Annotated in this window: 22 protein-coding genes and 1 other annotated feature; of the genes, 16 read left to right on the top strand and 6 right to left on the bottom strand. The window is 41.8% G+C overall.

Annotation, left to right across the window (positions count from 1 at the left end):
• Positions 1-3 precede the first annotated feature (3 nt).
• The 7 genes from lysA (at position 4) to IGI78_RS13380 (ending at position 6419) form a co-directional block, all read left to right on the top strand.
• The gene (gene lysA / locus IGI78_RS13410) at positions 4-1320 is read left to right on the top strand and encodes a diaminopimelate decarboxylase (RefSeq protein WP_081117868.1); all 1317 of its coding nucleotides are present in this window, start codon (positions 4-6) and stop codon (positions 1318-1320) included.
• Between the two features lie 23 nt (positions 1321-1343).
• A complete protein-coding gene (dapF, locus tag IGI78_RS13405) occupies positions 1344-2177 on the top strand; it encodes a diaminopimelate epimerase (protein ID WP_195266134.1) in 834 nt (277 codons plus the stop codon).
• Positions 2178-2270: 93 nt separating this feature from the next.
• Positions 2271-2505 (top strand) — a binding site (T-box leader).
• 50 nt (positions 2506-2555) lie between these two features.
• The gene (locus IGI78_RS13400) at positions 2556-3413 is read left to right on the top strand and encodes a MetQ/NlpA family ABC transporter substrate-binding protein (protein WP_042890512.1); all 858 of its coding nucleotides are present in this window, start codon (positions 2556-2558) and stop codon (positions 3411-3413) included.
• A 12-nt stretch (positions 3414-3425) separates the two neighbouring features.
• A complete protein-coding gene (locus tag IGI78_RS13395; RefSeq protein ID WP_195266132.1) occupies positions 3426-4451 on the top strand; it encodes a methionine ABC transporter ATP-binding protein in 1026 nt (341 codons plus the stop codon).
• A complete protein-coding gene (locus tag IGI78_RS13390; protein ID WP_081117871.1) occupies positions 4444-5103 on the top strand; it encodes a methionine ABC transporter permease in 660 nt (219 codons plus the stop codon). Before IGI78_RS13395 ends, IGI78_RS13390 begins: the two co-directional genes overlap by 8 nt.
• Before the next feature lie 181 nt (positions 5104-5284).
• A complete protein-coding gene (locus IGI78_RS13385) occupies positions 5285-5617 on the top strand; it encodes a zinc ribbon domain-containing protein YjdM (RefSeq protein WP_005228268.1) in 333 nt (110 codons plus the stop codon).
• 94 nt (positions 5618-5711) lie between these two features.
• Positions 5712-6419, top strand: coding sequence for a zinc metallopeptidase (locus IGI78_RS13380; protein WP_005228270.1), 708 nt, complete (start codon positions 5712-5714; stop codon positions 6417-6419).
• A 56-nt stretch (positions 6420-6475) separates the two neighbouring features.
• On the opposite strand, the gene IGI78_RS13375 is transcribed toward IGI78_RS13380, so the two are convergent.
• The 4 genes from IGI78_RS13375 to IGI78_RS13360 form a co-directional block, all read right to left on the bottom strand.
• Positions 6476-7165 carry a hypothetical protein gene (locus IGI78_RS13375; RefSeq protein WP_081117872.1) on the bottom strand — a complete coding sequence of 230 codons (690 nt, stop codon included), beginning with the start codon at positions 7163-7165 and terminating at the stop codon, positions 6476-6478.
• Positions 7155-7640 (bottom strand): RNA polymerase sigma factor, encoded by a 486-nt coding sequence (locus IGI78_RS13370; protein WP_081117873.1) that lies wholly within the window; start codon positions 7638-7640, stop codon positions 7155-7157. The genes IGI78_RS13375 and IGI78_RS13370 overlap by 11 nt, the downstream gene beginning before the upstream one ends.
• A gap of 298 nt (positions 7641-7938) precedes the next feature.
• Positions 7939-8631 (bottom strand): HAD family hydrolase, encoded by a 693-nt coding sequence (locus tag IGI78_RS13365; RefSeq protein ID WP_081117874.1) that lies wholly within the window; start codon positions 8629-8631, stop codon positions 7939-7941.
• Between the two features lie 2 nt (positions 8632-8633).
• On the bottom strand, positions 8634-9419 hold the full coding sequence (locus IGI78_RS13360) for a DeoR/GlpR family DNA-binding transcription regulator (protein ID WP_016621693.1): 786 nt from the start codon (positions 9417-9419) through the stop codon (positions 8634-8636).
• Positions 9420-9655: 236 nt separating this feature from the next.
• On the opposite strand from IGI78_RS13360, the gene lacG reads away from it, so the two are divergent.
• From lacG to IGI78_RS13335, 5 genes are all read left to right on the top strand, one after another.
• Positions 9656-11056, top strand: coding sequence for a 6-phospho-beta-galactosidase (gene lacG / locus IGI78_RS13355; RefSeq protein ID WP_140965303.1), 1401 nt, complete (start codon positions 9656-9658; stop codon positions 11054-11056).
• 24 nt (positions 11057-11080) lie between these two features.
• Entirely contained in the window at positions 11081-11398 is a 318-nt protein-coding gene (locus IGI78_RS13350) for a PTS lactose/cellobiose transporter subunit IIA (protein WP_010749967.1), read from the top strand.
• A gap of 12 nt (positions 11399-11410) precedes the next feature.
• Positions 11411-13084: a PTS lactose transporter subunit IIBC gene (locus tag IGI78_RS13345; protein WP_195266130.1), complete on the top strand. Its 1674-nt coding sequence runs from the start codon at positions 11411-11413 to the stop codon at positions 13082-13084.
• 15 nt (positions 13085-13099) lie between these two features.
• Complete coding sequence (locus IGI78_RS13340) at positions 13100-14731, top strand: glycoside hydrolase family 53 protein (protein WP_195266129.1); 1632 nt, start codon at positions 13100-13102, stop codon at positions 14729-14731.
• A 525-nt stretch (positions 14732-15256) separates the two neighbouring features.
• On the top strand, positions 15257-16864 hold the full coding sequence (locus IGI78_RS13335; RefSeq protein ID WP_005233972.1) for a CTP synthase: 1608 nt from the start codon (positions 15257-15259) through the stop codon (positions 16862-16864).
• Between the two features lie 261 nt (positions 16865-17125).
• Here the strand turns inward: IGI78_RS13335 and IGI78_RS13330 are convergent, their stop codons facing one another.
• Positions 17126-17581, bottom strand: coding sequence for a YehR family lipoprotein (locus IGI78_RS13330; protein WP_142425536.1), 456 nt, complete (start codon positions 17579-17581; stop codon positions 17126-17128).
• Between the two features lie 368 nt (positions 17582-17949).
• Here IGI78_RS13330 and IGI78_RS13325 point away from each other — a divergent pair, with 368 nt between their 5' ends.
• The 4 genes from IGI78_RS13325 (at position 17950) to IGI78_RS13310 (ending at position 21913) form a co-directional block, all read left to right on the top strand.
• A complete protein-coding gene (locus tag IGI78_RS13325) occupies positions 17950-18819 on the top strand; it encodes a class II fructose-bisphosphate aldolase (protein ID WP_005228297.1) in 870 nt (289 codons plus the stop codon).
• 173 nt (positions 18820-18992) lie between these two features.
• Positions 18993-20252, top strand: coding sequence for a UDP-N-acetylglucosamine 1-carboxyvinyltransferase (locus IGI78_RS13320; RefSeq protein WP_244353070.1), 1260 nt, complete (start codon positions 18993-18995; stop codon positions 20250-20252).
• A 2-nt stretch (positions 20253-20254) separates the two neighbouring features.
• On the top strand, positions 20255-21550 hold the full coding sequence (gene rho, locus IGI78_RS13315) for a transcription termination factor Rho (RefSeq protein ID WP_005228301.1): 1296 nt from the start codon (positions 20255-20257) through the stop codon (positions 21548-21550).
• Between the two features lie 99 nt (positions 21551-21649).
• Positions 21650-21913 (top strand): type B 50S ribosomal protein L31, encoded by a 264-nt coding sequence (locus IGI78_RS13310; RefSeq protein ID WP_005233979.1) that lies wholly within the window; start codon positions 21650-21652, stop codon positions 21911-21913.
• A gap of 71 nt (positions 21914-21984) precedes the next feature.
• Here the strand turns inward: IGI78_RS13310 and IGI78_RS13305 are convergent, their stop codons facing one another.
• Positions 21985-22305 (bottom strand): tyrosine-type recombinase/integrase, encoded by a 321-nt coding sequence (locus IGI78_RS13305; RefSeq protein WP_229045637.1) that lies wholly within the window; start codon positions 22303-22305, stop codon positions 21985-21987.
• Positions 22306-22454 lie beyond the last annotated feature (149 nt).

The raw sequence follows: 22454 nt of genomic DNA, 5'->3' as shown, positions 1-22454 counted from the left end.
GCGATGGCAAAAGAAATCAAGAACAATCACTTATACATTGACGGTTGTGATACCGTTGAGTTGGCAAAAACCTTCGGAACCCCCCTTTACGTGTATTCCGTTTCGGAGATTCGCGAAGAATGCCAAAAGATTCAGGCGCAGTTTTTGACGCGCTACAGCAAGACACGGGCAGCCTATGCCGCTAAAGCTTTCTGCACCACAGCAATGCTGCAAGTGATCAAGTCAGAAGGACTCTCATTAGACGTGGTTAGCGGTGGAGAGCTGTATACAGCAATCCAAGCTGATTTTCCAGCAGAACACATCGAGTTTAACGGGAATAATAAATCGATTGAAGAATTAACAGCCGCCCTTGATTATGGCGTGGGACGGATCATCGTTGATGGCATTCAAGAAGTCGGCTTGATCCGCGCGTTATGTCAAGAAAAGCAAGTCGTTGCTAAAATTTTGTTGCGCATCACACCCGAGGTTTCGGTCAGCACCCATCAATTTATCTCGACCGGACAAAAAGATTCGAAATTCGGGATTCCTTTAGATGAAGAAATCTTATTTCCGTTAGTGGAAGAAGTGATTCAAGCACCTGAATTGGATTTCTATGGCCTGCATTTTCATGTCGGCAGTCAATTGTCGGACAATCGCTCACATCTAGCGGCAGTTGATGCGGCTTTGGCCCTTGTCCAAACCATTCATGAACGCTTTGATTATTGGATCAAAGAACTAAATGTTGGCGGCGGCTTTGGCGTTCGATACACAGATGCAGATATTCGCCAACCCTACAGCTACTTTTTAGATCCTGTGATGGAAAAAATCGACGCCTTTTATGCGCAGCACCAGAGCGAACGCCCGACCATCGTTATTGAACCTGGGCGCAGTATCGTCGCAGAAGCAGGTATCAGTTTGCACACCATCGGCAGTATCAAGACATTGCCGGGAATCAGAACATACGCCAGCATTGACGGTGGCATGACAGACAATATTCGTCCTGGTCTTTATCAGGCAACTTACACTGGGATCTTAGCCAACCGCGCTTCCGAAGCTGCGACACAAAAGATCACCATTTCTGGTAAAGCTTGTGAGAGCACGGACATCTTAGTAAAAGACCTTGCATTACCGCCCGTTGAAACTGGGGATCTGTTTGCTACGTTCGCAACAGGAGCTTATGGCTATTCGATGGCCAGCAGCTACAATAATTTACAGATTCCTGCAGTCGTCTTTGTGGAAAACGGCCAAGCGGAATTAGCCGTTAAACGACAGTCCTACGAGCAAATGCTGCAAAATGAAGTGGTTCCTTCGTTTCTAAAAGAGGGAGCTTCCAGCAAGTAAAATTTTGAAAAGCAGGTGACAACATGATGATTCCTTATACAAAAATGCAAGGTGCAGGAAATGATTTTATCGTAATCGATAACCGCACATTGAAATTCTCCCATGAACAACTGTCGCAATTTGCTGCTCAGGTTTGCCATCGGAAATTTTCTGTTGGCGCGGATGCAGTCATGGCAGTGGATTTTCCCACAGGAACCGCTGATTTTCGGATGCGGTTTTACAATGCTGATGGGACCGAAGCAGAAATGTGCGGCAACGGCGCTCGCTGTATTGCCCGTTATGCCTTTGAGAAGGGAATTGCTGGCGAGCAGATGACCATCGAAACAGTTGCTGGCGATGTCCCCGCATGGCGTTTGTCGGCAAAACACTACAAAGTAACCTTGAATCCACCCACCGTGACTACATTTGATCAAGCGTACCCGAATCCAATGGTTTCTTTCGTGGACTATGTGGAATTGGGTGATCCAGGAATCCCTCATGCGGTGGTTCACTATCCTGGTCTAGCAGAAACTGAGTTGGAACAGCTGGCTGAACTTGCCAAAGAGATACGCTATTGGGAGGTTTTCCCCAAAGGGGCCAATGTCAATTTCTATGAAGAAGACGAGAAGGGTGAGCTGATCGTTCGCACATATGAACGAGGGGTAGAAGGTTTTACCTATGCGTGCGGCACAGGATCTGGTGCCACTGCGTATGTCGTGACCAAACGTCACCAGCAAGCGGCAGCGAATGTCTTGCTGCACGTGTTAGGTGGCGAGTTAACGGTCGAAGTTGATGTCGATCAGGGCGCATTAGAATTGATCGGCGATGCGGTTATGGTCTCTGAAGGCTTGATTCTAGATGAGAATTTGGCTCTGTAAACACTGTGAAAATTATTGCAAAAAGATGATATTTTCGTGAAAAAAAGAATTGACATTCATTTGAGGCTATCGTATAGTTAAACACAAATTAAAAAACACGCGATGATAAGAAGAGTAAGTCAGTTTCGATTGGATCAGAGAGCTCGGATTGGTGAGAAAGAGCACAGCCGTTTGACTGAAGATGGCCTTGGAGCGTTTGGACGTGAGCAAAAGCAAGCGTGCAGCGGGATTGCCCGATACAGCAAAGCAGTTAATAAACTGATAAGGTTGGCTGGTTCAGCCAATAAATTAAAGGTGGTACCACGAACAAGGTTGTTTCGTCCTTTCTCTATGATGGAGAAAGGACGTTTTTTTATTATAAAAAGGGGGAACAAAGAAATGAAACAGTTGAAAAAGGGAATCGTTGGATTAGTTGCTGCTGCTGTCTTAATTACATTGGCAGCTTGTGGCAATACTAGCAGCACAGAGGATACGCAGTCTGGTGAAAACAGTGTAAATGCAGTGGAAGAAAAAGTCGTTGGAGTGGCGCCGGGACCATACGGGGACATGGTGACAGAGGTGATCTCGCCATTACTGGAAGAAAAAGGGTATCAACTCACGACCAAAGTGTTTAATGATTATATTCAGCCGAACAATGCCTTGGCGAATGGACAAATCGATGCCAATTTGTTTCAACATACGGCCTATCTAGAAAAATTTTCGGCAGATAACCAGTTATCCCTTACGGCATTACAAAAAGTGCCCACACTGGGAATGGGCATCTATTCGAAGCAACTGTCCAGCTTGGATGAGTTAGCAGACGGGGCGACTGTTTCGATTGCCAATGATGCCTCAAATTTAGCGCGGACCTTGCAACTGTTAGCTGCCAATGAGTTGATCACCATCGCAGACAATATCGACGAAACGAAAGCAACAGTGAATGACATCGAAGAAAATCCGAAGAATCTGACTTTTAAAGAATTAGACGCAGCTCAATTGGCTCGTTCGTTAGATACCGTCGATTTAGCTTTAGTACCAGGAAACTTCGCTTGGGCGGCTTCTCTTGATCCTGCAGATGCTTTGGCGTTGGAGTCATTGAAAGAAGAATATAAAAATGTCTTTGTGGTGTCCTCCGAAGAAGAAGACAGTGATTTTGCTAAGGCAGTTACGGAAGTATTAGAAAGTGACGCATTTAAAGAAGCGATTGCCGAATCACCGTTCAGCAACTTTGATCAACCGAAATTTTGGACTGAGTAAGAAGGGGATCCTATGGCAAAAATAGAAGTGAAACAAGTATCAGTGGCCTTCACTCATAAAAAAGAAATCAAAAAAGCAGTGGATTCCGTTGATTTTTCCGTTCAAGCTGGAGAAGTATATGGGATCGTCGGATTGAGCGGGGCCGGGAAAAGTACTTTGGTTCGTACGTTGAATCTACTGCAGGTGCCATCTAGTGGTCAAATTCTGATTGATGGTCAAGACATCACGCAAGCTAAAGGCAAACACTTGCGTGAAGTACGACAAAAAATCGGGATGATCTTTCAGCATTTCAATCTGATCCATAATCGAACCATCAAGGAAAATTTAGCCTTTGCTTTGCGTGCTGGACATTATCCGCAAGAAAAGCAAGAAGCGAGGATCAAGGAACTGTTGGAAATGGTGGATCTGCCTCACAAAATTCACGAGTATCCGAATAATTTGTCTGGGGGAGAAAAGCAACGGATCGGTATTGCGCGAGCGATTGCCAACGAACCTGAGATTTTGTTGTGTGACGAAGCTACAAGTGCGTTAGATGTTGAAACGACTGAAGAAATTTTGAAATTATTGATCCGAATCAAGGAACAGACAGGCATCACCATCGTCTTTATCACCCATGAATTGGATGTTGCCCGAAAGTTTTTTGATCGGGTGGCAGTTATGGAAAAGGGGCGGATCGTTGAAGAACAAACGACCTATGGCTTGTTCAGTCAGCCTAAACAGCCTATGACGAAAAAACTGGTAGGTCGCTACTTGGATCTGACGCTTCCCGAGGAGATTCTAGTATCCTTCACGGAAGGCGACTTGCTGGAATTGCGCTATCAAGGGGAGTATACGTTAGAACCACTGATTTCGACTGTAGCCAAAGCCTATGATGTGTCGATCAATATTATCCACGGAAAAATTGAGTATATCAAAAAAGATGTGATCGGTATTTTGTATATCTATTTGACTGGCCCCGCCGAAGAAGCAGCAAAAGCCCGAGCACACCTAGCTGCGAACGTCTTTTCTCTAAGAAAGATAGGTGAGAAAAATGGCTGATACGCTTGAGATTTTAAAAACAAACCTGCCCCAAGCACTATGGGAAACATTCTTCATGGTGGGAACTTCAGCAATTATAGGAGTAGTTTTCGGCTTATTGATTGGATTAGTCCTGTTTTTAGTCGGCAGTAAACTTTTTCATAAAAATGTTTTCTTGCATCATCTGGCCGATTTTGTCGTCAATGCAATCCGTTCGCTACCATTTTTGATCTTATTGATTACGTTGATTCCGTTATCAGCGATGCTGATCGGTGATCCTTATACCCCGGCCGGCGGAGCGATTGCTTTATCGATTGCCGCGATTCCTTTTTACGCCCGAATCGCTGAATCCGCATTTGCCGAAATCGACTATGGCGTCCTTGAAGCTAGTGTCGCTTCCGGAGCATCGACGGGGCAAATTATTCGCGAAGTGATTTTACCAGAAAGCTTGCCAGCCTTGATTCGCGGATTTGTGTTAACTTTGATCAGTCTTTTAGGCTACTCGGCGATGGTGGGAACGATTGGCGCAGGCGGTATTGGCGATTTAGCGATTCAGTATGGTTATTATCGCTATGAAACGGCGATTTTGATTGTGGTGATTCTCTTGTTGATCCTTTTGGTACAACTCATCCAGTGGATCGGCGATGCTTGTGCAAATTATTTCTCGAAATAAAAATGAATTCTGTGTAGTTCCTTTTCGGATACACGTGAATTTTCGCTTCTGTTATCACTCTACAGAAGCGATTTTTTTGCTTATCGGTCACTGATTTTTGGTTGCGCCACTAGTGGTTTTTCGGTATGCTGATGGTGAGTTGTTTTTTACAGCGAAAATTATATTTTAAAGGAGCAACACTATGACTCAAATTCCTAACTGTCCCAATTGTCAATCTGAATACGCTTATGAAGATCGCGGGCTGTTTGTTTGTCCTGAATGCGGAAACGAATGGCAAGAGCAACAAGCGGCGGAAGAAGCACCCGTATACAAAGATGCCAATGGTAATATTTTAGTAGATGGTGATACAGTGACAGTCATCAAAGACTTGAAAGTCAAAGGCGCATCTGGCGCCATCAAACAAGGAACGAAAGTGAAAAACATCAAATTAGTCGAAGGCGACCACAACATTGATTGCAAGATCGATGGCTTCGGCGCGATGAAACTAAAATCAGAATTTGTAAAAAAAGGTTAAAAACAAAATCTTCCAGTCATCTTCATAATTTTTTCACCACTTTAATGGTAAAATAAGGTCAAAGATTAAAAGGGGGAATTTTATCGTGTATGGTATGGGCGGATACGGGTTCGGCTTTTTTTATGACCCGACTTTCATTCTCGTAATTATCGGTATGGTGATTTCGCTAGCAGCGTCAGCGTATGTCAAAAGTACCTTTAACAAATATGACAAAGTCAGAAGTAAAAATAATATTACCGGCACAAAAGCGGCGCAGTACATCTTGCAAAGCCAAGGAATCAATAATGTTGGTGTGCAAGCGATCGCTGGTGATTTGACGGATAATTACAATTCTGGCAACAAAATGCTGAGTTTATCACAATCCACCGCACAATCAACTTCGGTAGCAGCAATCGGTGTTGCGGCCCATGAGTGTGGTCACGCAGTCCAAGATGCCAAAGGTTATTTTCCTTTGCGTTTGCGTCATGCGATCGTGCCGATCGCCAATATCGGAACTAGCATCTCGATCCCGTTGATTTTGATCGGGGTCCTGTTACGAGGCTCGTTTCTGATCAACTTAGGTTTGTTGGCTTTCTCATTGGCGTTTATTTTCCAATTAGTGACCTTGCCAGTCGAGTTCGATGCCTCAAAACGGGCGATCCGTATTTTGGCAGATGGTGGCTTGTTAACAGAAGATGAAGTACCACAAGCAAGAAGAGTGCTCTTTGCCGCAGCGTTGACGTATGTCGCAGCTGCCGTAGCAACCTTATTGCAGCTCTTACGTTTGATTATTTTATTCGGTAATAACAACCGTCGGAATTAATCGACAGTATGACAGAAAAAAGACCAGCTCAGGCATCCTGAACTGGTCTTTTTTCGTTATTCTACTATTAAGTAAATGTAATAGACGTTTTCAACGCTTTTTAAATTTTCTTCGGACAAGTTATTTTCCATCACATCATATAATTTTAGGTCGCCACCTTGTGCAATATAAATCAAAGGAATCTCAACATTTTTTTGGATTTCTAGGGGATCTTCTTCAATGTGGTAGATTGCTCCCCCGGGAAGATCATTGTCTTCTCCAAGAGAAATATACTGAAATGCCGTAAGATCTGTCGTTGTTTCTGATGCTCCGCCATTGGAAGATAAGTTTACGAGCAGCTTTTTTTCCCCTTTAGAAATACCAATTGTTAAATAACCGTTATAATTGCTTTTGGTATCTGTCATTAAGGAAGCAATCAGCTTGTGGGTTGTTTTCTCGCCTTTTTGATAGTGATCAAAATAAACCGTCATCGCTCGAGCTTGGGTATTAAATTTTAGCTGTGAGCCAAAATCAAATAATAATCTGGAAAGATCCATTTGATTTTCGACTTGAACTAGATGATTATCTGGAACACCCGCTATTTTTTCTCCTCGAAAAGGACCGTAATTGTAATAGTTTAAATAAAGCCCCCCTGGTAGACCAATCAATACTATCAAAGACAGTACAGCAATAACAATTGTCCTATGTGTGTTTTTTAGCCGAGCTTTTTTCACGATTTTTTTAAATTCTTGATCTTTAATAGTCATGATTCTTTTCCTCCATTCGTTTTTTCAGTTGTTTTCTTCCTCGGTATAATGCTGTTTTGATGCTATCTTCCGGGCGATTCAGTAAAAAGCTTATTTCTTTTAAACTCAAATTTTCTGCGTACTTCATGATCAAAAGGGTGGAGGTAGAAACGGGTAATTCTTGAAGTGTCTCATAAAGATCATCATCAGTTTCTTGCCAGTTGATACCAGAAGCAGTCACTGGCAAATACTGCCTGACGATTTCTCGCCGTCGCTTTGTTTGTTTATACAACGTAAAGTAACCATTGATCCCCACACGAAACAGCCACGGACGAATCGCTTCTGCGGTTAAGACCGAATCGATTTCAAGGATTTTAACAACTGCTTCTTGAGCAATATCTTCGGCATCCTGTTGAGAAGCGCCGAGGGACTGCAGGTAATGAACCAAGTCATTCGTTAACTGCAGTAAATAATGTTCGTAAGCATTCAAACGCATTTTTCTCCCTCCTTAACAATACAACAACTGAAAATAAAAAAGTGGACATCTTTCAACTGAAAAAATCGAAAAAAATCGATAAAATGTTAAATTAATCGATTGAGTTGTGCTTATTTTCTCAAAGAACAAAAAGAATGACAATGATTGGTTGGAGAAAATCTAGAAATTTTTAGCAGAATGAGTAAGAACTAAACGAAAATGAAAAAAACTGAAGTGAAATGACATGAAGACACGTGTCATTTCACTGCAGTTTTTTATAAAAGGAGATATGCATCTCAGTTGTTTTTAATAGAATCGCTTAAGAATTAACGGATATGACAGATAGGTACTCTGTCCAAAAATCAGTAAAATCTTTGATTGTTCCATCTTTATTTAGCTGTGCCTGTTCAAATACTGCATTATTTTTTCCGAATGGATCAATTGCGATAATTGTTCCAATCCCAGCACGCTTGGCAGCAAGCAAACCTGAATAAGCATCTTCGATAACAAGACAATCAGCAGGAGCTAAGCCCAATTTGCCAGCCGCTTTAAGAAAAATATCCGGTTGCGGTTTTCCAGGAAAAGAGCCATCGTCATAGACGATCTTATCCCAATCAAACCAGCGTGCTAAATCGAAAGTATCAAAATAAAAAGCAACATTCTCTTTAACAGTAGCCGTGGCAATCGTTAATGGAATCTGCTGGTCAGTCAGCTGATCAAGAGTCGCTTCAAGCCCCTTTGTCAATTGGAGATCGTTCTCATTTTGCAAGCAAAGCATACGATAATAGCTTTCTTTTTCTTCTGACAAGACGGCGATCTCAGAGACAGTCAAATGTTCTGAAATGAAATGTTTTAAAATCTCCGTATTCGTTCGACCATGGATATTTTTTAAAATATCCTCATCTGATAAACCATCTTTTGTATGATCATGAATCATGTGCAGCCAAGCAGCTTCATGTAGATGAGAGTCCAAAAACATTGTTCCGTTAAAATCAAAAATAATCCCTTTCATAGTTACACTCCTATAGTGGTATTTTCGGTTGAATCAGCAATTTGCAGATCGACATATTGTGCATAGTGCTCTTGTAGCTCAGGTGATATTTGACGATCCGTAATGAGTAGGTCGAAGTCATGCAAATTATAAAATACATAAAAATCATCACGGTTGAACTTTTTGTTATCAACGAGCAGATATTTCTTACGGGAATTATTTAATGCGATCTGCTGGGCTTCTCCTTCTTCTGTACTATAAGTAGAAATGGCTTCGTTGTGTACCCCGTTTGAACTGATAAATGCTTTTGTAAACTTTAATCTTCTTAAATTGTCGTTAGTAATCGGTCCAACAAATGCACCGGTATTTTTACGAAAATCGCCGCCAATTAGTAAAATTTCCGGTCCATCTGCTTGCGCAAGAATATCAAAAACTGGGTAATTATTAGTAATGATCCGGATTTTCTTGTTCAGTAAATGTGTCGCCAATAGTTCGATTGTTGTACCTGGTCCTAAGAAAATCGTTTCCCCTTCGTGAATCAATGAGGCTGCTGCGGCAGCAATTTCTTTTTTTTCTTGAATCTGTAGAGTGGCTTTTTCGGTGTGAGAAAGTTCTTGATCTAAAGTATAGGAAAGACTTTGAGCCCCTCCATGGATACGTAGCAGCTTGCCCGATTTTTCTAATTCATCTAAATCTCTGCGAACGGTCATATCAGAAACATCTAATTGATTGATGATCTCGTTAACAGTAAGAATTCCTTTTTTATTGACCATTTCTACGATAGTAAACAATCTTTCTTTTTTCAGCATCGTCTTCACCTCTAATTTAAAGATAATCTATCATATAATCGGCTAGCAGTCAATCTAATTCGAACAAAAACAAACATTTTAAACATATTCTATGTTTGTTTCAATAAAAACCATCATTATTTTCCGATTTTTGTGATTATTTATGTTTGTTTTTGTTGACAAATGTTTTGGATGCGATTACAATTCAATCAGTTAGAAAATGCGGAAACTGATTATAGATTTGAGGAGAGATGTACATGCTTAAATTACCAGAAGATTTTATTTTTGGTGGAGCCACAGCAGCCTATCAGGTTGAAGGAGCCACTAAGGAGGGCGGTAAAGGCGCTGTTGCTTGGGATGATTTTTTAGAGGAACAGGGTAGATTCAGTCCTGATCCGGCAAGTGATTTTTATCATCAATATGCAAGGGATATTGAATTGTGTGAACGATTTGGTGTGAATGGGCTAAGATTATCCATTGCATGGAGTCGAATTTTTCCTGATGGAACAGGGGAACCGAACCCAGAAGGAATCGCTTTTTATCATCGTGTGTTCGAAGAATGTGCGAAAAGAAACGTAACGCCGTTTGTGACACTGCATCATTTTGATACCCCTAAACGTTTGTTTGACCAGGGAGATTTTTTGAATCGAGAAACAATAGAAGCATTCGTTTCCTATGCCATTTTTTGTTTTCATGAATTCAAAGAAGTGAAAGTGTGGAGTACCTTTAATGAAATCTATCCTGTTGCGACCAATCAATATTTGTTAGGCGTTTTCCCACCAGGAATCAAATATGATTTTACAAAAATCATCGCCTGTCTTCATAATATGATGGTTGCCCATGCACGTGTAGTGAACTATTTCAAAGAAAACGAACTTCCAGGCGAAATCGGTGTCGTTCACTCATTAGAGACGAAATATGCGGCAACAGACGCGCCAGAAGACAAGCATGCAGCCTTTTTAGACGATGCATTATCGATCCGTTTCTTATTAGATGCTACTTATTTAGGCAGTTATTCGACTGAAACCTTAAATGCTCTTGATGAGATATGTGAAGCAAATCAGGCGAGCTATCATTTTCCAGAAGAAGATTTTGTTGAATTGAAAAAAGCCTCCACGCGTAATGACTATTTAGGAATCAATCACTACCAATGCCACTTCGTCAGAGCTTACGATGGAGAAAACGCGATCCATCATAATGGCACGGGTGAAAAAGGAACCTCTGTTTATAAAGTGAAGGGGATCGGAGAACGCATTTATAAAGAAGGGATTCCTCGAACGGATTGGGACTGGCTAATTTATCCAGAAGGTCTTTATGATTTGTTACTGCGAATTAAAAGCGATTACCCGCATTATAACAAAATCTATATCACTGAAAACGGCATGGGGTATAAAGACCAGTTTGAAGATGGCATCATTATGGATCAGCCGAGAATCGACTATTTGAGAGTCTATTTGGAATCCTTAAGCAAGGCGATAACAGCTGGGGTAAATGTGAAGGGATATTTTTTGTGGTCGCTTATGGATCTTTTCTCATGGACAAATGGGTATAACAAAAGGTATGGCTTGTTTTATGTTGATTTTGAAACCCAGAAGCGTTACCCGAAAGAGTCAGCATACTGGTACAAATTAGTTAGTGAAACCAAAACGATTATTTAATAAGTAATAATGGAGGAAGAAAAGATGAATAAAGAGGAATTACAAATGCTTGGTTTTGAGATCGTTGCTTATTCAGGGGACGCTCGCAGTACATTATTAAAATTATTGAAAGAAGTAAGACAAGGGAACTTTGAGCATGTTGATTCAGCACTGAAAGAAGCCGACGAAAATTTAACCCTTGCACACAATTCGCAAACAAAAATTTTAGCGGAAGAAGCATCGGGAAAAGAGATGGAGATGGGATTCATTTTTATCCATGGACAGGACCATTTAATGACCACTTTGTTGCTGAGGGATCTGATTCAAGACTTTATTGCACTGTACAAGCAGAATCAAGGATAGGAGAAGAACGCTATGGATGGAATCATTAAACAAATCGAAAAAGGGAAACCGTTTTTTGAAAAAATCTCACGCAATAGTTATCTGGGAGCCGTTCGTGACGGATTTTTAACAGCGATGCCGGCTATTTTATTCTCAAGCATATTCATTTTGATTGCTGCGGTTCCTGAGATTTTTGGTTACCAATGGCCTGAAGCTGTCTCCACTTGGTTGTGGAAAGTCTATAATTATTCGATGGGGGTTGTAGGGTTACTTGTTTCAGCAACCACTGCTCGCTGCTTGGCTGATTCGATGAATCGCCGCTTACCGAAAAACAAAGTGATCAACACGACTTCTGTGATGCTGGCTTCTGTGGTAAGTTTCCTGTTGTTAAGCGTCTCTCCGATCGAAGGCGGATTTTCAACGGAATACATGGGGACAAAGGGGCTATTGGCGTCCTTTGTCGCTGCATTTTTAACAGTTAATTTATATAAGTTTTGTGTGCTGAAAGATATTACCATTAAGATGCCTAAAGAAGTTCCTGGTACGATTTCGCAAACCTTCCGAGATATTTTTCCTTTCTCTTTTTCAGTATTTGCGGCCGTTTTAATTGATTTAGGTATTCGGCAAATTTTCCAAATCTCATTTGCAGAAGCAATCATTACTGTGCTGCAGCCATTATTCACAGCAGCCGACGGTTATTTAGGAATCGCTATCATCTGGGGAGCGATGGCGCTATTTTGGTTTGTCGGTGTTCATGGACCGTCAATCGTGGAACCAGCAATTGCAGCAATTATCTATGCCAATGTGGAAACCAATCTGCAATTGTTCAATTCCGGTGAGCAAGCTTCAAAAGTACTGACAGTCGGTTTAGGAAATTTTGTAGGAACTATGGGAGGAACTGGGGCCACATTGGTCGTTCCTTTTATCTTCTTACTCTTTGCTAAGTCTAAACAATTGAAGGCAGTCGGGAAAGCTTCCTTTATTCCAGTAAGTTTTGCTGTCAATGAACCATTGTTGTTTGCAGCACCCATGATTTTGAATCCCTATTTTTTCATTCCGTTTTTATTAACACCTGTTGTAAACGTTTGTTTGTTTAAGTTTTTTGTCGATGTGCTAGGCATGAACAGTTTTATGTACGTTTTACCTTGGGCAACTCCGGCACCAATCGGTTTGGTTCTAGGAACGGGCATGGGGGTGTTAGCCTTTGTTTTAGCAGCGGTTCTAATCGTCGTTGACTTCCTGATCTATCTGCCATTTTGTAAAGCATACGATGCTGTCTTAGTAGAGCAAGAAGCACAAAAAGCAGAAGTGATCGCAACCGAGGAAGGTACTTCTGCCGCTATACCTGAGGAAGTACCTGTGGCAGCGAGCCAAGTCATCAACGATGCAAATAAAGAAATCAATGTGTTGGTACTTTGTGCTGGAGCAGGGACAAGTGCGATGTTAGCTAATGCTTTAAAAGAAGGCGCATCTGAATCGAAAGCACCGATCAGTGCAATGGCGGGTGCTTATGGTTCTCATTACGAAATGCTGCAGGATTTTGATATGGTGGTCTTAGCACCGCAAGTCAATTCTTACTATGATGATATCAAAGAAGATACCGATCGCTTAGGAATCAAGTTGGTTGCGACAAAAGGAGCAGAATATATCGGATTAACGAGAGATCCTGAAAAAGCCGTTCAATTTATTCTGAACCAATTTCAATAAAGGAGGAGCAAATGAATGAAAAAGGGAGCTTGGTTGCGTAAAGCCGCTTTATTTGCAGCTGTGATAGGGACTTTGGGGGCTGTTTCAAAAACAGTTGAAGCATCTGCCAGCGAATTTATTCGCGGAGCAGATATTTCAATTTTGTCAGATATGGAAAAATCTGGTGCAAAATATTATGAAGATGGTATTTCAAAAGATGCCTTAGAGATTCTAAAAAACAATGGTGTCAACTATGTGCGACTGCGTTTGTGGCAGGATCCTTATAATAGTAACGGAGAAAGTTATGGGGCAGGGACAAATGATCTGGAAACGACGGTTGCCCTTGCAAAACGAGCAAAAAATCTTGGACTCAAAGTGTTGCTAGATTTCCATTACAGTGATTTTTGGGTTGATCCTGGGAAACAGAATGTTCCTAAAGCGTGGCAAGATCTGACCTTTGAAGAAATGAACACGGCATTGTATGACTATACAAAGAACGTTCTGTCGGAAATGAAGCAGCTAGACGTTTATCCTGATATGGTTCAGATCGGCAATGAACTGAATAGTGGCATGCTCTGGCCTTATGGCAAGTCTTGGGGAGAAGACGGGGGTGAGTTTGATCGATTGACTACTTTTTTGAAGTCCGGTGTCCAAGCTGTTCGAGACACTCAACCTAAAACAACTCCAGTAATGCTCCACTTAGCTGATGGTGGCGATACAGGAGCATTTACTTGGTGGTTTGATGAAATCACCAGTCGGGGTGTGTCATTTGATTTAATTGGAGTATCGTATTATCCGTATTGGCACGGTTCAATGAATGAACTTCAAACCAATATGAATACGATCAGTCAACGGTATGGCAAAGAAGTGATCGTAGTTGAAACAGCTTATGGGCATACAACAGCGAATGCAGATACTATGCCAAATGCCTTTGGCGAAGCCGAAGCAGCGGCGGGGGGATATGAACCAACACCGTCAGGACAAGCAGAGTATTTGCTGGATCTAGCCGATCGTATTCAAGCGGTGCCGAATGATCGCGGGGCGGGCTTCTTTTATTGGGAACCTCTTTGGTACAACGGAAACGTGAGTTGGGCAACACAAGCAGGTATGAATTATCTCGGTGTTCAATCTACTATGGGAAACGAATGGGACAACCAGGCGATGTTTGATTTTGCTGGAAACGCCTTGCCAAGCTTGCGTGCGTTTAAACAAGCAGGGGCGCAAACAAATCTGGTTAAAAATGCAAGTTTCGAGAGCGATGGACCAACGACCAGTCCTTCCGATTGGCAAACGTGGTTTCAACAAGGAACAGCTGAAGGTACGATCAAAACGGAAGCTGGGACTTTTTTTGGAGACTACAAATTAACTTTTTGGCAGGACCAAGCTTACGAGGCATCAGCTTATCAAAATGTTAGTGGCATCAGCGATGGAACTTACACATTGAGTGCCTATGTAATGTCTGGGGGAGAGTTTGATACCAATCAGTTATATGTCAAAAATTATGGTGGAGCGGAACTAAATACTGCGGTTGTTAAAACAAGTGAATGGACAAAAATTACAATCAAAGACATTCCAATTACAACAGGTGCTTGTGAAATCGGGGTTTACAGCAAGGCTTCAGGAAATGCTTGGACGAACGTTGATTTTGTTTCATTGGTGAAACAATAATCTAAGGATTACTGCGATTGATCCTCAGAGCCCTCTTTCAACCGCATCACTAGCGTAGAAGGCAGGAATCGAACCTGCACCTCGTCTTTGCCAAAAATAACCAGAAATACGTTCCGATCATTTTTACCAAAACGAGTAAAGCGCCAGACTTCATCTACACTTTGTATTATGCCAAAGAGAGTTCAACGATTTCGTAAGAAGCAATGAAAAAATTGCAAAAAGTTGTGCAGAAAACATGAAGGTTGTTTAAGAAAGAGTAACCTTAGAATGCCAGCGTGAAAAAGGAGGAACCAGCTGCATCGAAGCGTAAAGCGCTTCGTTTGGAAACCTCCGTTTTTTCTGAAAAAATCAGATAAAGTTTTCTTGACATTTGTGAGGTGAGAATGTATCATTCTGTTTGGGCACTCTTTACAAGAGTCAGAAAGTGATTTAGAATTTTCGCTCCCTATTCATTTATGGATAGGGAGCTTTTATTATTTTCTAAATGCTTTTCCTGTAAAATAGATTAAAGGAGTTTTTCAGTTTATGACAAAATATATTTTTGTAACCGGCGGTGTGGTTTCTTCTATTGGTAAAGGGATCGTAGCAGCATCATTAGGACGTTTGTTGAAAAATCGCGGCTTGAAAGTAACCATTCAAAAATTCGATCCGTACATCAACGTCGATCCAGGAACGATGAGCCCATATCAACATGGTGAAGTATTCGTAACCGATGATGGAGCAGAGACCGACTTAGACTTAGGTCACTATGAACGCTTTATCGATATCAATTTGAACAAATACTCAAATGTAACAACTGGAAAAATCTATTCAGAAGTTTTGCGGAAAGAGCGTAAAGGAGAATACTTAGGCGCGACTGTTCAAGTGATCCCGCACATCACCAACGAGATCAAAGAAAAAATCATGCGGGCAGCCAAAATGACTGATTCAGATGTGATCATCACAGAAGTCGGCGGAACAGTAGGGGATATTGAATCATTGCCGTTTCTAGAAGCTTTGCGTCAAATGAAGGCAGACGTAGGTGCGGACAACGTGATGTACATCCATACGACGCTGATTCCTTATTTGAAAGCAGCAGGCGAAATGAAAACCAAACCGACCCAACACAGTGTGAAGGAACTGCGCGGCTTAGGGATTCAACCAAATATCTTGGTCGTTCGGACAGAACAACCTGTAGGACAATCAACAAAAAACAAATTGGCACAATTCTGTGACGTGGCACCAGAAGCCGTGATCGAATCTCGTGACGTTGAGACCCTGTATTCGATCCCATTGGCACTGCAAGCGCAAGGCATGGATCAAATCGTGTGTGATCATTTGAAACTGACTGCACCAGTTGCTGACATGACTGAATGGCAAGCATTGGAAGAAAAGGTGCTGAATTTGAAGAAAAAAGTACGCATCGCATTAGTCGGAAAATATGTGGAATTGCCAGATGCTTATCTATCAGTTGTCGAAGCCTTGAAACATTCTGGTTTTGCCTTTGATGCAGACATCGAGATCGATTGGATCAAAGCCCAAGAAATCACACGGGAAAATGTGGAGTCTTACTTAGGTGAAGTAGACGGGATCCTTGTTCCTGGTGGATTTGGGGATCGTGGGATTGAAGGGAAAATCGAAGCGATCCGATATGCTCGGGAAAACGATGTGCCATTCTTAGGGATTTGTCTAGGGATGCAAATGGCTTGTGTGGAGTATGCCCGCAATGTCGTTGGCTTGGAAAATGCCAATTCCGCAGAAACGGATCCTGAAACAGCCAACAACATCATTGACTTGATGGCTGACCAAGAAAACATCGAAAACTTAGGTGGAACATTGCGTTTAGGCTTGTATCCATGTAAAGTGAAAAAAGGCACCAAAACAGCTGCAGCTTATGATGGGGAGGAAGTTGTTCAAGAACGTCACCGTCATCGTTATGAATTTAATAACAAATATCGTGAAATCTTTGAAGCAAATGGTATGGTCTTCTCAGGTGTGTCGCCAGACAATCGTTTGGTTGAGATCGTTGAGATTCCAGAAAACAAATTCTTCGTGGGTTGCCAATTCCACCCAGAATTGATTTCTCGTCCAACACGCCCACAACGCTTGATCAAAGCATTTGTTGGAGCTTCATTAGACAATCGTCAAGCATAATAATCGTTAGTGGCAAACCAAAAAATGAATGTGCGAAACTCCTCATCTCAAGATGGGGAGTTTTTTGAGTTGCGCGATCCCAGTAATCCGTAAAAGGTTGACACTTGCGTGAGCGTTGGTGGAAATCATCTGTTTCTGCATACAAAAAACTTCCGTCAAAACGACCGGAAGTTTCTGGCTGATGCATTATTATTTTCGCTAACAGTTCGAATGAAATCCGCCAGCGGAAACGCGTGTTGATTTGCTGGTGCCTAGAGAGGATTATTCTTTTAATTTATACCCTTGATCCAAGAGCATTTCCTCTGTACGTTCCATGCTGATCCCATTTTCGGTATTTCCTTCAAAACTAACCCCAGGCAATTGTTTTGCTGAATCATAATCCAACTCGTCGTAATTGATCTTCAAGGATTCAGTCGCTTCACTATCTGTATAGTCGAGGGAATAGTCCAACCCTTTGACTTGCTGATACTGTTCTGCGATCGGATCAAGTACCGTCTGTGCTTCTTCTTTAGTCGTTACCCCAATTGCTGAATAAGGCATGACATTGTTTGCAGTCTGAGTTTTTACTTTATCGCCTTCATAAGTGAAGACCAGTTCCATCGAAACCCCATTTTGATCCATTGTGAATGTTTTGGTTTCTTCTTTGGCCCCCGAGCTGCAACTTGCCAAGAAAAGAACTCCGATGACTGCCAAAAATCCAATAAGCGCTTTTTTCATTTTATCCCTCCTTTTTTACATAATAATATAGCCGCTTTCACAAGGCTATTCTTATGCTCAGAGGAGAAGAAGGAAGGATTTACTGGAAAATTATGATAAAACGACGAAAAAATATGTGAAATTTTTCTCGAATTTTCACACGCTGATTTGTTATCTAACGACCGCATATAGGAGAGCAAAACCTTACAGAATCGTAGACTTTCAGAAAAGATGATGAAAATGCTGGATTTTTATATTTGTGCAATCTTTTTTTGAAAAGAGAAATTCCTCTTTTTAGTAGCAAATACCGCAAATCTTTGCTAAAATAGCATTGTCGGTTAAGCATTGCTTAACAAATAAAGTTTTTCAAAACTTAGGAGGAATTTTTTATGCCAGTAGTATCAGGAGCTGAATTCTTAAAAGCTGCTCGTCAAGGCGGATATGCAGTCGGCGGATTCAACACAAACAACTTAGAATGGACACAAGCGATTTTAAAAGCTGCTGAAGCGAAAAAAGCGCCAGTTCTAATCCAAACTTCAATGGGTGCTGCCAAATATATGGGCGGATACAAAGTTGCTAAAGACATCGTTACAAACTTGGTTGATTCAATGAACATCACTGTTCCAGTTGCAATCCACTTAGACCATGGTGATTATGATGCAGCAATGGAATGTATCGAAGTTGGTTACACTTCTGTTATGTTTGATGGCTCTCACTTACCATTTGAAGAAAACTTGAAATTGGCTAAAGAAGTTGTCGAAAAAGCACACGCAAAAGGCGTTTCTGTTGAGTGTGAAGTTGGTTCAATCGGCGGAGAAGAAGATGGAATCATCGGTTCTGGCGAATTAGCTGACATCGAAGAATGTAAACAAATGGTTGCAACTGGTATTGATTACCTAGCTTGCGGAATTGGTAACATTCACGGTCAATACCCTGAAAACTGGAAAGGCCTTGCTTTTGACCACTTACAAGCAATCGCTGATGCAGTAGGTTCTGATGTACCATTAGTATTACACGGTGGTTCTGGTATTCCTCAAGACCAAATCGAAAAAGCAATCTCAATGGGTGTTTCTAAAGTAAACGTAAATACTGAATTCCAATTATCATTTGCTAAAGCAACTCGTGAATACATCGAAGCTGGCAAAGATAAAGAAGGTAAAGGATTCGACCCTCGTAAATTATTAGCACCAGGTGTTGCTGCAATCGTTAAAGATGCAGAAGAACACATCGACTGGTTCGGTTCAGCTGGTAAAGCTTAATCTTAATCAAAGATCAAAACTCTTAGAATCACTGATTCTAAGAGTTTTTTTGTTTTCCAAGAAAATATTCTTGATGCGGGGATCAAAAATATACTGCATCTTTTTTCTTTGAGGGATCTGTGCTAAAATTGGAATGATACACATAAATTAAAAAAGAGTATAGGTGGAATTCCATGAAAAAAATTGTCATCAACGGCAATCGTCCCTTAAAAGGTGAAGTCACCATTAGCGGCGCAAAAAACAGTGCAGTCGCATTGATCCCGGCAGCGATCTTAGCTGATTCACCGGTCATTTTAGAAGGAGTGCCTGACATCCAAGATGTGCACTCATTAATTGAGATTATCGAAATCATGGGTGTGAAGACCCATTTTGAAAACAATACGCTTGAGATCGATCCGACAAACATCGTTTCGATCCCGATGCCTAACGGAAAAATCAATAGTCTACGAGCTTCTTACTATTTCATGGGGGCATTGTTGGCGAAGTTTGGTGAAGGCGTCGTTGGATTGCCTGGCGGCTGCTTCTTAGGCCCGCGACCCATCGATCTGCATATTAAAGGCTTTGAAGCACTTGGCGCAAAAGTCACCAACGAACATGGTGCTATGTATTTGCGTACCGAAGAAGAAGGCTTGACTGGCGAACGGATTTTCTTAGATATGGTCTCCATCGGAGCAACCATCAATGTAATGCTGGCAGCAGTAAGAGCCAAAGGCAAAACGATCATTGAAAATGCCGCACGGGAACCTGAGATCATTGATGTTGCGACCCTTTTAAATAATATGGGGGCGAAAATCAGAGGTGCAGGTACCAATGAAATTCGTATCGAAGGTGTGGAAGAATTGCACGGTTGTCGCCATTCCATCATTCCAGACCGGATCGAAGCAGGAACCTACCTTTCTTTAGCCGCAGCAGCGGGGGAAGGCATTACTGTCAAAAATGTGATTTATGAGCATCTAGAAAGCTACATTGCGAAATTGGAAGAAATCGGCGTGCGAATGGATATCAGTGAAGATGAAATCTATGTGCATCCCTCAAAAGACTTGAAACCAGCGACTGTGAAAACCTATCCTTATCCGGGATTTGCCACAGACCTGCAACAGCCGATCACACCATTATTGCTAAAAGCAAAGGGAACATCGGAGATTATGGACACGATTTACGCCAAACGGGTCAACCATATTCCTGAATTAGCACGGATGGGCGCACAAGCAACGACAGAAGGCAACATGATTTTTGTTAGCGGACCGAGCCAATTGCACGGAGCAGAAGTTGTCGCTTCTGATTTGCGAGCAGGAGCTTGTCTTGTCATTGCCGGATTGATGGCGACTGGCACGACCAGCGTCTTTAATGTCGAGTACATTTTGCGCGGCTATGATCATATCATCGAAAAACTAACGGCTCTTGGAGCTGATATTCAAATGATAGAGGAGTAATTATGAGCGATTATCTTACGATGGCAGAGTTGGAAAACAAAACCTTAAAAGAAATCTACACCTTTGCCAAAGAGTTTCGAATTCCTTATTACAGCCAAATGAATAAAAAAGAATTGTCATTGGCTGTGATACGGGCGCAGGCGGAAAAACAAGGCTTCTTTTATATGGAAGGAATCTTGGATATCGTAGGCCAAGAAGGCTACGGTTTTTTACGCCCAATCAACTACGGACCGAGTGCAGAAGATATCTATATTTCTTCGTCACAGATTCGTCGGTTTAGTTTGCGTAATGGTGATAAAGTCGCCGGTAAGGCACGCCCGCCCAAGGAATCTGAGCGCTATTATGGATTGATGCACGTTGAGTCTGTTAATGGTAAAGATCCAGAAGATGCCAAAGAGCGTCCGCATTTTCCAGCGCTGACGCCGCTTTATCCGAATCGTCATTTAAAATTAGAAACAACGTCAGGACGCCTTTCTACGCGGATGATCGACATGCTGTCGCCAGTGGGTTTTGGACAACGGGGACTGATCGTTGCTCCGCCTAAAGCTGGGAAAACCAGTATATTGAAAGAAATTGCCAATGGGATCACTGACAACTATCCTGAGGTGGAATTGATCGTTCTTTTGATCGACGAGCGCCCAGAAGAAGTGACTGATCTGGAACGCAGTGTCAAAGGGGATGTTGTTTCTTCAACCTTTGACCTGCAGCCTAGCAATCATACCCGTGTCTCTGAATTGGTACTAGAACGGGCGATGCGTTTGGTAGAAGACAAGCGTGATGTCGTGATTCTGATGGATAGTATCACTCGTTTGGCAAGAGCCTACAACTTAGTGGTACCTCCAAGCGGACGTACACTAAGCGGCGGGATCGATCCAGCTGCTTTGTACAAACCAAAGAAATTTTTTGGTGCTGCCCGTAATATTGAAGAAGGCGGCAGTTTGACGATTCTTGCCACAGCACTGGTGGATACCGGCAGCCGCATGGATGATGTCATCTATGAAGAGTTTAAAGGAACCGGCAATATGGAGCTGCAGCTTTCTCGCAGCTTAGCAGAACGTCGGATCTTCCCTGCGATCGACATCAAGAAATCTGGTACCCGTAAAGAGGAATTGCTGATGAGCAGTGAACAATTGGAAGAAACTTGGCGCTTGCGCAACAACATGTTAGGGGATTCCTTGGAGTTCACAGAACAATTCATTCAATTCTTGCGCAAAACGAAGAACAATGAAGAGTTTTTAGCGGCTTTTCATGATGTCCATTTCGGAGACAAGCGGCAAAAAAGAAATATAAAAAGATAATTGCATCTAAAAACCAAACATGGTAAGATAGTCATGTTGTAAAATCGACAAATCAACTCTGGTGAAGCAAATGAGCCAGGGCAAAGGAGAGAAGAAGAAATGAAACAAGATATCCATCCAGATTATCATCCAGTTGTATTCATGGACTCAACTACTGGTTTCAAATTCTTATCAGGTTCTACAAAGAATTCTCAAGAAACTGTTGAGTGGGAAGACGGCAACACGTATCCATTGATCCGTGTCGAAGTAACTTCTGATTCACATCCATTCTACACTGGACGTCAAAAATTCACACAAGCAGACGGACGTGTGGACCGTTTCAACAAAAAATATGGTCTCAAAGACACAAACGCTGCAGAATAAGACAAACATTGTCCAAGGGCTGTCTTATCAGCTTTCTAGAGGTTTTCCTATTTATAGGGAAACCTCTTTTTTTACCTTTGACTACCGCTAGTATTTTTATCTGGATCTGGGCTGCCGTTTGCCATGAAGTTTGCAAAGTCATGAGCATTTTTTTCTTTTCTTTGTTCAGTTACGTGAGCGTATATGTTCATAGTAGTTTTAATATCAGTATGGCCCATTCGTTCCTGCACGTCTTTTATTGAAACACCTGCTTCAAAAAGTAAACTACAATGAGTATGTCTAAATCCGTGGACAGTCATTTTAGGTAAAATGTTTTCTTTCAGGATTTTTGAAAGATTATGGTTCAGGTAATCTAGATAAAGCGGTTTGTTTTCAGTAGAAGGGAAGAGCAATTGCTCTTGAGATCATGAGTTTATGCCAAACTGAAAAAGAAATTTTTGTTGGTGTAACTTCCATTTTTTTATCAGACCCAGCGTCTCATCATCCAAAAAGATAGTACGAATACTTTTTCTTGTCTTCGGCGGCTGAAAAACTAACTCCT

This window comes from Enterococcus sp. DIV1767 (assembly GCF_050542585.1).
Classification (GTDB): domain Bacteria; phylum Bacillota; class Bacilli; order Lactobacillales; family Enterococcaceae; genus Enterococcus_D; species Enterococcus_D innesii.
Note: the sequence above shows the minus strand (reverse complement) of the source record. Positions and strands in the feature narration are given on the sequence as shown.

Bases quoted from the DNA above. Each gene is read 5' to 3' on its own strand.
- lysA (WP_081117868.1), top strand. From the start codon at position 4: ATGGCAAAAGAAATCAAGAACAATCACTTATACATTGACGGTTGTGAT.
- dapF (WP_195266134.1), top strand. From the start codon at position 1,344: ATGATGATTCCTTATACAAAAATGCAAGGTGCAGGAAATGATTTTATC.
- IGI78_RS13400 (WP_042890512.1), top strand. From the start codon at position 2,556: ATGAAACAGTTGAAAAAGGGAATCGTTGGATTAGTTGCTGCTGCTGTC.
- IGI78_RS13395 (WP_195266132.1), top strand. From the start codon at position 3,426: ATGGCAAAAATAGAAGTGAAACAAGTATCAGTGGCCTTCACTCATAAA.
- IGI78_RS13390 (WP_081117871.1), top strand. From the start codon at position 4,444: ATGGCTGATACGCTTGAGATTTTAAAAACAAACCTGCCCCAAGCACTA.
- IGI78_RS13385 (WP_005228268.1), top strand. From the start codon at position 5,285: ATGACTCAAATTCCTAACTGTCCCAATTGTCAATCTGAATACGCTTAT.
- IGI78_RS13380 (WP_005228270.1), top strand. From the start codon at position 5,712: ATGGGCGGATACGGGTTCGGCTTTTTTTATGACCCGACTTTCATTCTC.
- IGI78_RS13375 (WP_081117872.1), bottom strand. From the start codon at position 7,165: ATGACTATTAAAGATCAAGAATTTAAAAAAATCGTGAAAAAAGCTCGG.
- IGI78_RS13370 (WP_081117873.1), bottom strand. From the start codon at position 7,640: ATGCGTTTGAATGCTTACGAACATTATTTACTGCAGTTAACGAATGAC.
- IGI78_RS13365 (WP_081117874.1), bottom strand. From the start codon at position 8,631: ATGAAAGGGATTATTTTTGATTTTAACGGAACAATGTTTTTGGACTCT.
- IGI78_RS13360 (WP_016621693.1), bottom strand. From the start codon at position 9,419: ATGCTGAAAAAAGAAAGATTGTTTACTATCGTAGAAATGGTCAATAAA.
- lacG (WP_140965303.1), top strand. From the start codon at position 9,656: ATGCTTAAATTACCAGAAGATTTTATTTTTGGTGGAGCCACAGCAGCC.
- IGI78_RS13350 (WP_010749967.1), top strand. From the start codon at position 11,081: ATGAATAAAGAGGAATTACAAATGCTTGGTTTTGAGATCGTTGCTTAT.
- IGI78_RS13345 (WP_195266130.1), top strand. From the start codon at position 11,411: ATGGATGGAATCATTAAACAAATCGAAAAAGGGAAACCGTTTTTTGAA.
- IGI78_RS13340 (WP_195266129.1), top strand. From the start codon at position 13,100: ATGAAAAAGGGAGCTTGGTTGCGTAAAGCCGCTTTATTTGCAGCTGTG.
- IGI78_RS13335 (WP_005233972.1), top strand. From the start codon at position 15,257: ATGACAAAATATATTTTTGTAACCGGCGGTGTGGTTTCTTCTATTGGT.
- IGI78_RS13330 (WP_142425536.1), bottom strand. From the start codon at position 17,581: ATGAAAAAAGCGCTTATTGGATTTTTGGCAGTCATCGGAGTTCTTTTC.
- IGI78_RS13325 (WP_005228297.1), top strand. From the start codon at position 17,950: ATGCCAGTAGTATCAGGAGCTGAATTCTTAAAAGCTGCTCGTCAAGGC.
- IGI78_RS13320 (WP_244353070.1), top strand. From the start codon at position 18,993: ATGAAAAAAATTGTCATCAACGGCAATCGTCCCTTAAAAGGTGAAGTC.
- rho (WP_005228301.1), top strand. From the start codon at position 20,255: ATGAGCGATTATCTTACGATGGCAGAGTTGGAAAACAAAACCTTAAAA.
- IGI78_RS13310 (WP_005233979.1), top strand. From the start codon at position 21,650: ATGAAACAAGATATCCATCCAGATTATCATCCAGTTGTATTCATGGAC.